The organism is Acinetobacter sp. NPDC052428 (assembly GCF_044547685.1).
GTDB lineage: Bacteria > Pseudomonadota > Gammaproteobacteria > Pseudomonadales > Moraxellaceae > Acinetobacter > Acinetobacter lwoffii_G.
This window is the reverse complement of sequence record NZ_JBIUAT010000001.1, coordinates 236702-249807: the sequence shown is the minus strand read 5'-3', so window position 1 is coordinate 249807 and position 13106 is coordinate 236702. Positions and strand designations below refer to the sequence as shown.

The window sequence follows — 13106 nt, the reverse complement described above, 5'->3', positions numbered from 1 at the left end:
GAGATGCCCCCGATTTCAGATAAATAGCTTAATAACAAAGAGGGTAGAACAACATGAATGATTATATGAGAAGCCCGCGTGGTGGCTTCGATGCCATGTACTATTGGGATCAGTTCCATCCCATTCTTAGTGCAATTGCCATATTAGTAATTGGCTGGATCATTGCGTTACTGGTCTCGGCAGGCGTTAAAAAGCTCTTGCAAAAACTGGGCACCAATACACATTTAAATACGGCGACAGGTCATCACTCCAATGTGGAGAGCATTATCGCCCGCGTCGTGTTCTGGATTATTCTGATTATTGCCGTGATTGGTGCGCTGAACGTGCTCAATCTTACCAGTGTCAGCGGTCCATTCAGTAATATGATCCAGCAGTTCCTGTTATTTATCCCGCAGTTACTAGGTGCAATTGCAGTCGGATTCATAGGTTGGATTGTGGCCAATCTGGTGAAGATAGGGCTACAAAAACTGCTAGACCGAACGCAACTCGATGAAAAACTCAGTGCTGAAGTCGGTGTCAGTCCGATTAGTAAAAACATCAGTGAAATTGCTTACTGGTTAATTTTATTACTGTTCTTGCCAATCGTGCTGTCTATTCTGGGTCTCAACGGTCTGCTGTTACCAGTTCAGAATATGCTGACCGATGTTGTTAGTTACTTACCAAACATCTTCATTGCTGCAGTCATCATTTTTGTCGGTTATATCCTGGCGAAAATTGTGCGCGGTATTGTTGAAGGACTATTAAACAGTCTGAACGTACAGCAACATGCTGAAAAAGTAGGCATCTTCAAAAACTCGAATGTTTCTCAGGTGATTGGTTCATTTATCTTCGCCGTGGTGATCATTACGGCACTGATCATTGCATTTGAAGCATTGGGTATCGAGGCCATTTCTCAGCCTGCTACAGCCATGCTATATGAAATCATGAATGCCATTCCGAATATTATCGCTGCTGCGTTGATTCTGATTCTGGCGTATGTGGTCTCTAAACTGGTAGCACGTCTGGTAGTTGAAGTAGTTGCCGGTACAGGTGTTGATGAAATTCCTGCCAAACTGGATATCCAGCGTTTTTTAGGCACGACTAAACTTTCCAGTGTAGTCGGTTTCCTGATCGTTTTATTCACCATGCTATTTGCGGTATCTGAAGCAGCGAACCGTCTGGGCTTTGAACAGATCAGTGGTCTTATTGCAATGTTCATCTACTTCGGTGCCAATATCCTGCTCGGTGCGGTGATTCTGGTAATCGGTTTCTGGCTGGCAAATATTGTTGCGAATATCGTACAACGTGGTGAATATAACAGCTCACGCTGGTTAGCCAATTTGGTTCGTGTTCTGATCATGGGACTCGTTGTGGCAATGGGTCTGCGTGCCATGGGTATTGCCGATTCAATTGTTAACTTGGCATTTGGTCTAACTTTGGGTGCTGTAGCAGTGGCATTTGCCTTGGCATTTGGTTTGGGTGGTCGTCAACCTGCGGAGCGTGTACTCACAGATTTGATTGATAAAGCCAAACGAGAAGCTAAAGAACCCAATCCAGTCAAAGAAAAAGCTGAGAACAGCATATTTTCTGGATTAGGTAGCAAGACCACAGGTACAAGTGCAGCCGACATGTCAGGTACTACAGGTGCGGCGATGGGTATGAGTTCTACAGATAGCTCAATGAGCCAGTCCTCTGGTGGTTCGCAAACTGCTACGGGTACTAGCGATTCCTCAATCACAACTCCAGGAGCAGGCATCGTGCCAAATCAGGATTCAGACAAGAGTACGCCTATGAGTACGGATTTATCCCATACTACCCCGGCAATCCTTACCACTGCACCACAGGATGATGAGTCATTAGGTATTGATCCTGTCAATCCGGATGCGGATCAGGCCGTACCAGATTCAGTAAAAGTCGATCCGACTCATCCACCAGCCAATAATCCATTTGGTTCAACCGGAGAAAAAGAGCCAGATGTCGATATTGACCGTTCAACTCAGAAAAAAGATGACCTGAAATAACCTGTTATCTTTAAGCAAAATCGACCACGCTCATGTGGTCGATTTTGTTCAGTCATAAGGAAAAATGAATGAATACCAAGAAACCTAACAAAGTTCTGGCTCCTTTAGTCATTGCAGGAATTACGATTGGCTTTTTTACCGCTGCCTATCGATTTATTTTTGTGAAGAGCACACAGGACGAGCAGTCTGAGCGAGAGCTAGATAAGAAAATACCAGAGACAGACGAATTTAACTGAGAAGTCAATCCTGCTCAGTCACTAGTAATAGAATTTATTTTTTAAAAAATATAGAATATTCAAGTGAATACTAAAATGATTTTGGTATTTTTCTTGCATTAAAAATATAAAGAAAAGGAGATCAACAATATGTGGAAAGTATTGCAACATAAATTCATGGCATCTTCAGCAGATAACGTACCGCTATGTCTGCGAGAAGCGCAGAAAATGCAGCTGACGATTGACCGTTTAACAAATACGGCCAATCTCAACCTGTTTAAAACAGATTATCTGGAATGAGTTAAGTAGCAATCCAGATCATCTATTGATTAAATATATTCCGATGCGGCATGCGCCGATGACCATGCCCATTGGAAATTATAGCCGCCCAAATGTCCGGTAACATCCAGCACTTCACCAATAAAATACAAGCCTTTCTGCTTTTTACTTTCCATGGTTTTTGAGGATACTTCCGTGGTGTCTACACCACCCAAAGTCACCTCCGCTGTACGGTAGCCTTCAGTTCCTGAAGGTTTCACTTCAAAGACATGCAGACGTGCCGCAATCTGTTCCAGCTTGTCATCACTGATATTGCCAATGGCAGTTTCAGCGCTTTCAGTCCAGATTATACTTTGTAATTCAGCCACCACACTTTTCGGTAAATATTCATTGAGTAGTGTACGTAACAAGACTTTGGGCTGGCTTTGTTTTTTGGATTTGAAGAAATCCAACAGATCAACACTTGGAAGAAAATCTACCTTAAAGCTCTGCCCGACATTCCAGTAGTTGGAAAGTTGCAGGGAACTTGGCCCACTTAAACCGCGATGGGTAAATAGTAGCGCTTCGGTAAAGCTATTAAGCTCATTCGAGAGTGTTGCTTCTACGGCATTGCCGCTTAAGCGCGTGGTGACTTCTTTAAATCCGTCAGAGAAGGTAAATGGAACCAGTCCGGCACGGGTTGGATAGACGTGATGTCCAAACTGTTTTGCAATCTCATAGCCAATGCCTGAACCGCCAAGCGTAGGAATCGATAAACCACCGGATGCCACGACGACAGATTCAACTTCAAAGTATCCCAGTGAGGTTGCCACCTGAAAACCTTGATCATCGACTGGATTGACTGCTTTCACTTCGCAGCTGGTTTTGATATCGACCAGACCGGTTTTGTCACATTCCGCCAGCAGCATCGACAAGATATCTTTTGCACCATTTAAGGTAAACAGCTGTCCATGTTTGCGCTCTTCATAGGCAATACCGTATTCACATACCAAGCCGATAAAGTCCCAGTTGGTATAACGCGTTAAAGCTGAAATCACAAAATGTGGATTGTGTGAAATGTAATTGCTCGGTTCGACTTCCAGATTGGTGAAATTACATTTACCACCGCCAGACATCAGGATTTTTTTGCCAACCTTATTGGCTTTTTCCACTACCACGACTTTACGCCCACGTTGCGCAGCCATATACGCCGTCATTAAACCTGAGGCACCGGCACCTATGACTAGAACATCGTATTGCTTGCAAGACATCACACACTCAAGGGAGAAGAAAAGGGAAGCATTATAGACAATTTTATTTCAGCTTTCTCTATTCCAGAAAAATCAGTTCCGTGATTGCAGATTCACAGTGGATTTTAAACATAAAATATTTGAAAGCTGTCTAAAACTCATGCATAGTTTTTGTACAAACTAAAAACATAATAACAAGGAAAAGCGAATGGCAAGCGCGGAAGATTTAAAACAATATAATCTCATTACTTATATTCTTTATATTTTAGGATTTTTTCTTGGTCTGACCCCATTTATTGCGATTGTGATGAATTATATCAAGCGTGATGAAATGCGCGGTACCTGGCTGGAAAGTCATGTCGACTGGCAAATTAAAACCTTCTGGATCAGTTTGCTGGGCTATATCGTCGGTGGCTTATTGACTGTGATCTTGATTGGTTTCCTGATTGTATTTCTGGTCTTTATCTGGCATATCTACCGCTTGGTCAAAGGGTTAATTGCCTTAAATAATAATCAACCGATTGAAGCTTAGGTTGCTGTAAAACCAAAGGGAATATGACGGCCTTGCAGACCACCAGTATGAATCACCAACAGTTTTGATCCAGCCGGAAAATAATTTTTCTCGATTAGATCAAAAATCCCCATCAGCATTTTAGCCGTGTAGATCTGCTCCAGTGGAATTGCAAATTCCGCTTCAAAATCCCGGATAAACTGCATCAAGGCTGCACTGGTTTTGGCATAGCCACCACAGCAATAATCATCGAGAATATTCCAGTTGGTTTTTTTCGTCAGCTGGGCGACTTCATCTTTTAAAAATGAACCTTTCAGTGCAGAAAATCCTAAAACCTGTTGATGCCCATGACTGGCTTCGATCAATCCACTGATGGTGCCACCGGTGCCTACTGCACAACAAATCACATCAAATTGCGCATCGCCATCTTTTAATATTTCCTGACAACCTTGAATCGCCAAAGCATTGGTTCCACCTTCAGGAATAATATAATGTTCAGGAAATTGTTGAGCGAGTTCGGCCAAATACTCAGGCTGTTGCTTGCGTCGATATTCATCACGACTGACAAAGTGCAGTTGCATCCCGAATTGCTGGGCGGTGGCTAATGTTGGATTCAATGGGTGATCAGCCAGTTCTTCACCTCGAATCATACCAACACTCTGAAAACCAAACTGCTGTGCGGCAAATGCAGTAGCGGCAATATGATTGGAATAAGCACCTCCAAAACTCAGAATATGCTGATAATCCTGTCTTTTGGCTTCAAGAAAATTGTATTTCAGTTTAAAAAACTTGTTGCCCGAAATTTGCGGATGCACCAGATCCAGACGACGTATTGTTAAAGTAATATCGTGAAAATTAATCTGTTGATCTGGAATATTTTGAGCAATTTTTTCAAACATAGACATTAAGATAGTAGGTTATTAAAACATTATAGCGGAAGTGCTAAAAATCAGAGCTTTTCAATAAGCCATTATTCGCTGAGAGCTATGGAGTTGGTTGTAGATTGTCACAAATATTCTGCTGATAATCTAAATAACAATGCTAATCTAAACAGAGGAAACCCTGAGGAGGGTAGAATAATGAAAATATTATCCTATGCTGTGTGGGTCGGCATGCTGCTCAGTCTGTCGGGCTGTGATGATGCGATGAATAAACCTAAAACAGAAACCCGCACCATGATTATTGGTGGCGTACCTGTACATGAGCAGGATTATCAACTGCTAGACAAGCATTTGAGTGCTCAGGATCAGTTGAAACCTTAAGTAATTGCTATAGTTGAAATTCATGACAAATCCAGAAATTTTTACAGCAAATTGTCAGGTTTTTGCTTAAAATAGCCCTTCAATTTTTAAGTCAGGTTATCTCGTGGAATCATTCTGGATTTTAGGTTCGATTGCTTTTGCCCTGATGTTAGGCGCAATGAGTCCCGGGCCAACTTCTATTTATGTGGCAAAAAATTCAATTGCCATTTCACGTAAACATGGTTTATTTACTGCATTGGGTACTGGTCTCGGTGCAGCGATTTTTGGTCTGCTGGCGGTTCTCGGTTTGCAGGCATTTTTACTGGCTGTACCCTCAGCGTACCTGGCCTTAAAAATTTGTGGTGGTTTATATTTACTTTGGCTGGCGTTTAAAATCATTAAACATGCCAAAGATCCGATCGAAGCGGATACAACCATTAGCAAACAGATGTCTTTACGCCGTGCTTTTACCACTGGTTTAATCACACAGTTGTCCAATCCCAAAATTGCGATTGTGCTGGCCAGTATTTTTACCGCGTTATTGCCCAAAGAAATTCCAACGTATTTTTATTTTGTTTTGCCTGTCTTATGTTTCTTTATTGATGCAGGCTGGTGTTCACTAGTCGCAGTTGCATTATCTGCGGAAAAGCCACGTCGTGTTTATTTGAAGTTTAAGGCTTTGTTTGACCGCGCAGCAGGCGCAGTTATGACGGTACTTGGCTTAAAATTAATTTTTGGTATGAAGTAATTACTTCATCTAGATGCTCTGCTTATAAATAAAAAAAGCCCCTAGTCGTAGAGGCTTTTTTTATGTCTATTAAAAAGTATTTTCTTCCGAATTAGCAGAAATACGATGAATCGACAAGTCTGCACCATTGAACTCTTCTTCCTCAGTCAGGCGAATACCCATCAAAACCTTAAGCAGGCCATACACCAAAAAACCACCCGCCAAAGCAAAGACAATCGCCAGCACTGTACCTATGAGTTGTGAAATTAAAGACACTCCTCCCATTCCTCCAAGCCATTGCTGACCGAAGATACCCACAGCTAATCCGCCAAAAGCACCACAAACGCCATGCAAAGGCCAAACCCCCAATACATCATCCACTTTGAGTTTATTTTGGGTATAGGTAAAGAGTTTCACAAAAATAATGCCGGCGCTGATCCCGATAAAAAAAGCACCCAAGGGATGAACGACGTCTGATCCTGCACAAATCGCCACCAGACCTGCTAAGGGACCATTATGCAGGAAGCCGGGGTCATCTTTCCCCGCAACTTTGGCTGCTATTGTTCCACCGACCATGGCCATCAAAGAGTTAATAGCGACCAGTCCAGAAATGGCATCCAGCCGCTGCGCGCTCATGACATTGAAGCCGAACCAGCCAACAATCAGAATCCAGGAACCCAAAGCCAAAAAAGGAATTGATGAAGGAGGATGCGCGGTGATCCGGCCATCTTTTTTGTAACGGCCATGACGCGCACCAAGTAGGATTATTGCGGCCAGTGCGATCCAGCCGCCCATTGCATGAACGACAACTGAACCGGCAAAATCATGAAAACTTGCACCAAATGCATGGGTCAGCCAATCCTGAAAACCAAGGTTGCCATTCCAGATCATACCCTCAAAAAACGGATAGATCAGCGCAACCAGAAATAATGTCGCTAAAGCCTGTGAACGCATTTTGGCACGCTCTGCAATCCCTCCAGAGATAATCGCTGGAATTGCTGCAGCAAAAGTCAACAGGAAAAAACAGCGCATCAGATTGTAGCCATGATCTGCAGACAAGGTTGCAGCATCATGGAAAAAGTGCTGACCGTAGGCAATATAGTAGCCCACTAAAAAATAGGCGATGGCGGAGATGGCAAAGTCGGTTAGAATTTTACTTAGGGCATTGACCTGGTTTTTATGTCGAACTGTTCCAAGCTCTAAAAAAGCAAATCCAGCATGCATGGCAAGCACTAGAACTGCACCGAGAAGAAGAAATAATAAGTCTATATTTTGCATGGTGCGTTCCAATTTAGTGCGCGGGATCACAAAAGAAAATCAGTATATAGAGGCAAATTGATTGTAGAAGAGGGCTAAGCAAGGGAAATTTTGATGAAGAATTTCTTGAAATTGATAAGACTCGATATAAAGCACGTTACTATTTTTTTGCACCAAACTAAGACATGGCGAGAGTTCATAAAATTCAGATTTATATTATATTTTTAGGTGTTTATATTTATCGTAAGAAAAACGGTGCTAAAAAAGCATGCTAAAGGTGCACGTAAAAAGTAAAAGATTTTTAAGAAAAAATTTAAAAATAAACGAAACTATTGCTTTTAAATTTCAAAGCGTCATTCAAGTTTTAAATTTACCAAGTCATAGGGAATCTGGCTGAAGGATATTTAAAATAAATGAAACCCTAAAAAATTAGGGTTTCATGCTTAGATAAAATTATTGAAGTATTCAATTAATCTTTAAAATGTACCGGAATCCATTGATAGCTTTTATTGTCTTTAGAATAAATATGTCCAATCCCCGGAAATGGCAAATGTGGTGCTGCTACCGTCTGACCATTTTTCGCATATTCAGCAAAATATTTTAAGCGGGTTTCGATCGCCTTTTTCGGATCGACATCAAAGTCAACGCCGGTCTGTGGGCGATCAAACTGCAGCGTATGTGAATGCACAATATCTCCAATAAACACCATCTGCTGACCTTGTGATTTTAAGCTAAAACCAAAATGCCCCGGTGTATGTCCAGCCGAACTGATGACATCGAAAGCATGGATTTTATCGCCAGTTTTAAAGGTTTTGAGCTGATTCTTGACCTGATAGGGGGCAATGGCTTTCTTGATTTTATCGACTGTGCCCAAAAAACCTGCCTGCTTGGCTTTTGGTAATTTGTCTGCTGTTTTAGAATTCATCCAGAAATCCAGTTCAGTTTGAGACACATAAATATTGGCATTGGGAAAATTGGCCACGCCATTATTGCTGATGCCGCATACATGGTCAGGATGCAAATGCGTGAGCAGGATGGCATTGACCTGTTCAGGTTTATGCCCTGAAGCCTGTAAATTGGAATACACTGAACCTAGGTGTGGACCATTACAGCTTGAAGTTCCGCTATCGACCAGAACCAGTTCTTTGGCTGTATTGACCAGAAAGGCATTCACGGATGTCTGGATGCCTTTGGCCTGATCGACGTAGTATTTTTTCAAGATCTGATCGGCTTGGGCTGCTGGAATATCTTTAAATAAGGCTTTGGACAGATAATTGGTGCCATCTAGCAGGGCAGTAATCTGGTAATCTCCGAAGTTATACTGATAATACCCCGGAACCTGTTTTTGTTGTTGGGTGCTAGAAACGGTTTGTGCATGTGTTTGAGAGATACCCGTCATTGAACCTAAAGCAAGCAGTGACATGACGAGAGAAGATGTGAAGTATTTCATGGCTATTCTTATGTAATTAAAGTCAATTCTATGTATTAGCACGGATGCCAGCAAAAAAGAATATGAATATATTTACCATTTTTTTAAATAGCAATGCCGATTTGGCATCTGTACTAAAAAATCAGTCTGAATCTGTATATTGATTTTTTGAAAGTAAAGAATTTATTTTTGATGAAAATATTATTATAAATAAAATGCTTAGATACATTTCACTTTTTATGAAAAGCTCGTTAACATGGGGTATTACGAACAAGCTTTGGGTGTCGCGATGAGTTTTTGGAAAAGAAAAAACAATGCCAGCTTTGTATTTTTCATTATTACCTTATATTCACTACTGGGCTTTGGACTGGGCTATGTGATTTGGGAATTTGTGTTGCAAGGCTAAGTGACCCAGCAATAAAAAAGCCTCTAGAGATAGAGGCTTTTTTATATTTATAACTTATTTAGCACATTCAGGCTGAGAACGGTCAATCACTTGAGTGCCTTCTACACGATAGCCAATCTGGCCAATAATAAATGCTTGATTAAGCTGAGTAATTACCACATCAGAAAGTGCAACAGCACAACGGTCTTTTTCAATTGCGCGATCTACTGCTGTTTTGAAGTTAGGAATACCAAGTGGGAATAAAATCACAGGAACTTTATCTTCACCTTTAACACGTTCACCTTTCACAAACTGGTTTGAGTTTAGGTTGTAGTTTTTAGTAGATGCAACTGTCATGTCAGCCATACGTACCGAACAACCTGTAAATGCAATTGTAGACATCGCTAGAACTGAAACTAATAATTTTTTCATGCTTACCCCGAATAATTATAAAAGAATAAAAAAGCGCATTGATTTTATATTGAAAATATTAAAAATCAAGAAAGTAAATTTAACTGATGATATAAAAAAGCCCCTACATACGTAGAGGCTTTTCTTTTCTCAAAACCTAAACTTAAGACACTTTATCACCCGGTTTAGCACCAGATTCAGGTGAAATCACCCAAACACCGTCGCCATTACCCGCAGCTAGCACCATACCGTTAGAGATCCCAAAACGCATTTTACGTGGCGCAAGGTTTGCCACCATCACCACCAGTTTACCTTTTAAGTCTTCAGGTTGGTAAAACTCACGAATACCACTGAACACATTACGTGGCTCAGCTTCACCAACGTTTAAAGTGAGTTGAAGCAGTTTGTCAGAACCTTCAACCGTAGCCGCTTCCAAAACTTCAGCCACACGCAGGTCAACTTTCATAAAATCATCAATATTAATGATTTCAGCTTCACCGACTTTAGGTTCAGCTTTCTTTTCAATCTTCTTCTCTTTTTTCTTCTCAGCTTTTGCTGGTTCAGCAGCAGGAGCAGCTAAAGAATCTTTAGATGCATCCACCATGGCAGCAACAGCTTTTGGATCTACACGTTGCATCAACGGTTGGAACAATGCAATTTCATGACCCACTAGAATGGTTTCGCGAGAAGCAAAATCGAAGCTTTCAAGTTGCAAGAAATCTTGAACCTGTTGAGCCAAAGTTGGCAATACAGGAGCCAAGTAAACTGCCAATTGGCGGAATAAATTAATACCTACAGAACATACATCATGGACCTGTTGTTCCTGACCATCTTGCTTCGCAAGTGCCCAAGGCTTTTTCTCGTCGATGTACTGGTTGGCTTTGTCTGCAAGCGCCATGATTTCACGAATCGCCGCCGAGAATTCACGTGCTTCATAAGCCTGAGCAATTGAACTCCCAGCATCAATAAAGCTTTGTACCAATTCAGGTTCAGCGCATATCGTGCTTAACTTGTTATCAAATTTGGTGTTGATGAATTTCGCACAACGGCTGGCAATATTCACGACTTTACCGACCAAATCTGAATTTACTTTCTGAACGAAATCATCAAGGTTCAGGTCAGAATCTTCAACTTTGTCAGAAAGTTTCGATGCGAAATAGTAGCGTAAATATTCAGGATTTAAATGCTCTAAATAGGTTTCAGCTTTAATAAAGGTGCCGCGAGATTTTGACATCTTTTGGCCATTTACAGTCAAGAAACCATTCACAAATAAACCTGATGGCGTACGGTAGTTTGCACCTTCAAGCATTGCCGGCCAGAACAGGGCGTGGAAATACACGATGTCTTTACCAATGAAGTGATACACCTCATTTTCAGAATCTTTTTTCCAGTAGTCGTCAAAATTCAATTCAGGGCGTTTGGCTTTGATGTAGTTTTCAAAGCTCGACATATAACCAATCGGTGCATCGACCCAAACATAGAAATATTTGTTTGGCGCATCTGGAATTTCAAAACCGAAGTATGGCGCATCACGTGAGATGTCCCAGTCGTTCAAGCCATTTTCAAACCATTCGTCCAGCTTGTTGGCAATCGATACCGGCAAGCGACCTTCATCACGAGTCCATTTTTGCAGGTATTCACCAAAATTTGGCAATTTAAAGAAGTAATGATCAGATGATTTTTCGACTGGAGTTGCGCCACTTAAAGTGGAATGCGGATTCAACAATTCTGTCGCATTATAAGTTGCACCGCAGACTTCACATGAGTCGCCGTACTGATCTTCCGCTTTACATTTCGGACAGGTGCCTTTAATGAAACGGTCTGACAGAAACATGCCTTTTTCAGGATCAAAAAGCTGGGTCACCGGGCGAACTGCAATATTGCCAGCATCACGGTTTTTCACATAGATTTCAGATGCACGGGCACGGTTGGTATCGCTATGTGTAGAATCATAATGATCGAAATGCACACCGAAACCGTCAAAGTCACGAATGTGTTCTTTTTGCACATTGGCAATTTGCGCTTCAGGTGAAATGCTATTCGCTTCGGCACGTAGCATGATCGCGGTTCCGTGAGCATCATCCGCACAGACATAAGTCACATCATGACCCATCGCACGCATGGCACGTACCCAAATATCTGCTTGGATATAGCCAAGTAAGTGACCCATATGAATCGGGCCATTGGCGTAAGGAAGGGCATTGGTGACTAAAATTTTACGCACGGATTCACTCTCTCATTCGTATTCATTATGCAATGGGCCATAATTTTACATGATGCCGAGGGGATTACAAAGAAATGCTTTGCTGAAACCCTGCGAATAGATGGACTTGGACAGCCCGAATACAAAAGCCTGCATCATCTTTAGCATATAGCTTTTCAATACAGATTTGACTCAGCTCATGCTACATCCTGCAAACAATAGCAACAACTTGTACAGGCTTTGTTGCAGTTTGCTTACTTCGCCCGATTCGCGTGATGCTTTGTGCTAAAAAAATGGCTGATTGTTTATATGATATGCCTAAGGAGGGTACCTCATGACTCAGCAGAACCAAAACAATACGTCGAAGCAAAATCAAGATAAAGAACAACATGCACGCGAATTGAATGATCAGCTTGCAAAAGAGCAAAAGCAAAACGAGCTGGATAAACAGCATAATCAGGAACATAAGAACGGGCAAAGTGCCCAGACCCATGCTGATCAGAAGTCTGATACCCAGCATAACGGTAAAGAGGAAAATGCTGAGCAATCAGCGCAAAAAGACAGTTCTCAAGAGAATCAGTCTGATAAAAAAACTGAAAGCTTTAAGATGGATGACTTAAAAGCCAAAGCGATAGCGATTGGTGAAGAGCTATTGCAAAAAGGTGAAAAGCTTCTGAATGAGCTGAAACATGGCAAATCTGACAACCAGCAAAATGCTGAGCAAGGTTCGGATGATGCGAAAAAAGCCAAAGCGGATCATACTTCTCAAGATAAGTCATCTAACAAGTCAGATAAACAAAATGCTAAAGATGGTCAGACCGATCAGCAGGCAGGTATGGCAAATTTAAAAGATGAAGCCATGCATAAGTTTGAAGATACCAGACAGAAAATCACAGACTTATTCAGCGAAGCCTCGGTTAAGTTCGCTGAGCTGAAACAGATGGCAACTGATACGATGAATAAAATGAAAGATAATCAATCGAAGGAAGGTGATTCTGATCAGCAGCAAGATGCCAAAGATACAGATTCAGAAAGCAACTCTCAGTCTAAAAAGGATGAATCGAAACAAGATCAGGATAAAAATACCAAGGATCAACAGGACAAATCTGAAAACAATAAAAATCATAAATAGTCTGTGATCGTTAAGCCACTTTAATCACAGAAGGTTAAAGTGGCTTAACACGCTCGAGATAAATAAAAAAAATTTATTACATCAAAA

14 protein-coding genes are annotated in these 13106 nt (G+C 41.4%); 8 read left to right on the top strand and 6 right to left on the bottom strand.

Annotated elements, in window-relative coordinates; translation table 11 throughout:
- Nucleotides 1–53: 53 nt before the first annotated feature.
- The 3 genes from ACIG3F_RS01215 to ACIG3F_RS01205 all read left to right on the top strand — a co-directional run bounded on the left by ACIG3F_RS01215 (nt 54) and on the right by ACIG3F_RS01205 (nt 2515).
- Nucleotides 54–2000, top strand: coding sequence for a mechanosensitive ion channel (locus tag ACIG3F_RS01215; protein WP_005247875.1), 1947 nt, complete (start codon nt 54–56; stop codon nt 1998–2000).
- A 68-nt stretch (nt 2001–2068) separates the two neighbouring features.
- A complete protein-coding gene (locus ACIG3F_RS01210; RefSeq protein ID WP_004280748.1) occupies nt 2069–2236 on the top strand; it encodes a hypothetical protein in 168 nt (55 codons plus the stop codon).
- Between the two features lie 129 nt (nt 2237–2365).
- Nucleotides 2366–2515 carry a hypothetical protein gene (locus ACIG3F_RS01205; RefSeq protein WP_004280747.1) on the top strand — a complete coding sequence of 50 codons (150 nt, stop codon included), beginning with the start codon at nt 2366–2368 and terminating at the stop codon, nt 2513–2515.
- A gap of 29 nt (nt 2516–2544) precedes the next feature.
- Here the strand turns inward: ACIG3F_RS01205 and ACIG3F_RS01200 are convergent, their stop codons facing one another.
- The gene (locus ACIG3F_RS01200; RefSeq protein ID WP_396469029.1) at nt 2545–3744 is read right to left on the bottom strand and encodes an NAD(P)/FAD-dependent oxidoreductase; all 1200 of its coding nucleotides are present in this window, start codon (nt 3742–3744) and stop codon (nt 2545–2547) included.
- A 187-nt stretch (nt 3745–3931) separates the two neighbouring features.
- On the opposite strand from ACIG3F_RS01200, the gene ACIG3F_RS01195 reads away from it, so the two are divergent.
- Nucleotides 3932–4255, top strand: coding sequence for a DUF4870 domain-containing protein (locus ACIG3F_RS01195; RefSeq protein WP_044111062.1), 324 nt, complete (start codon nt 3932–3934; stop codon nt 4253–4255).
- Here the strand turns inward: ACIG3F_RS01195 and ACIG3F_RS01190 are convergent.
- Nucleotides 4252–5133 (bottom strand): 1-aminocyclopropane-1-carboxylate deaminase/D-cysteine desulfhydrase, encoded by an 882-nt coding sequence (locus ACIG3F_RS01190; protein ID WP_044111059.1) that lies wholly within the window; start codon nt 5131–5133, stop codon nt 4252–4254. The genes ACIG3F_RS01195 and ACIG3F_RS01190 overlap by 4 nt on opposite strands.
- 180 nt (nt 5134–5313) lie before the next feature.
- Between ACIG3F_RS01190 and ACIG3F_RS01185 the strand changes: the two genes are divergently transcribed.
- Nucleotides 5314–5496, top strand: a complete 183-nt coding sequence (locus ACIG3F_RS01185; protein ID WP_085064447.1) for an NF038215 family lipoprotein — start codon at nt 5314–5316, stop codon at nt 5494–5496.
- A gap of 103 nt (nt 5497–5599) precedes the next feature.
- Complete coding sequence (locus ACIG3F_RS01180) at nt 5600–6223, top strand: LysE family translocator (RefSeq protein ID WP_004280739.1); 624 nt, start codon at nt 5600–5602, stop codon at nt 6221–6223.
- A 69-nt stretch (nt 6224–6292) separates the two neighbouring features.
- Here ACIG3F_RS01180 and ACIG3F_RS01175 read toward each other — a convergent pair whose 3' ends face one another.
- A complete protein-coding gene (locus tag ACIG3F_RS01175; RefSeq protein ID WP_396469026.1) occupies nt 6293–7480 on the bottom strand; it encodes an ammonium transporter in 1188 nt (395 codons plus the stop codon).
- A gap of 448 nt (nt 7481–7928) precedes the next feature.
- Nucleotides 7929–8909 carry an MBL fold metallo-hydrolase gene (locus tag ACIG3F_RS01170; RefSeq protein WP_034436281.1) on the bottom strand — a complete coding sequence of 327 codons (981 nt, stop codon included), beginning with the start codon at nt 8907–8909 and terminating at the stop codon, nt 7929–7931.
- 268 nt (nt 8910–9177) lie between these two features.
- Here ACIG3F_RS01170 and ACIG3F_RS01165 point away from each other — a divergent pair, with 268 nt between their 5' ends.
- Nucleotides 9178–9294 (top strand): hypothetical protein, encoded by a 117-nt coding sequence (locus ACIG3F_RS01165; protein WP_086044934.1) that lies wholly within the window; start codon nt 9178–9180, stop codon nt 9292–9294.
- Nucleotides 9295–9348: 54 nt separating this feature from the next.
- On the opposite strand, the gene ACIG3F_RS01160 is transcribed toward ACIG3F_RS01165, so the two are convergent.
- On the bottom strand, nt 9349–9705 hold the full coding sequence (locus ACIG3F_RS01160; protein ID WP_004280734.1) for a hypothetical protein: 357 nt from the start codon (nt 9703–9705) through the stop codon (nt 9349–9351).
- 142 nt (nt 9706–9847) lie between these two features.
- Nucleotides 9848–11908 carry a methionine--tRNA ligase gene (metG, locus tag ACIG3F_RS01155; RefSeq protein WP_396469023.1) on the bottom strand — a complete coding sequence of 687 codons (2061 nt, stop codon included), beginning with the start codon at nt 11906–11908 and terminating at the stop codon, nt 9848–9850.
- A 313-nt stretch (nt 11909–12221) separates the two neighbouring features.
- Here metG and ACIG3F_RS01150 point away from each other — a divergent pair, with 313 nt between their 5' ends.
- Nucleotides 12222–13019, top strand: coding sequence for a hypothetical protein (locus ACIG3F_RS01150; RefSeq protein ID WP_004280731.1), 798 nt, complete (start codon nt 12222–12224; stop codon nt 13017–13019).
- The last annotated feature ends 87 nt before the right edge of the window (nt 13020–13106 follow it).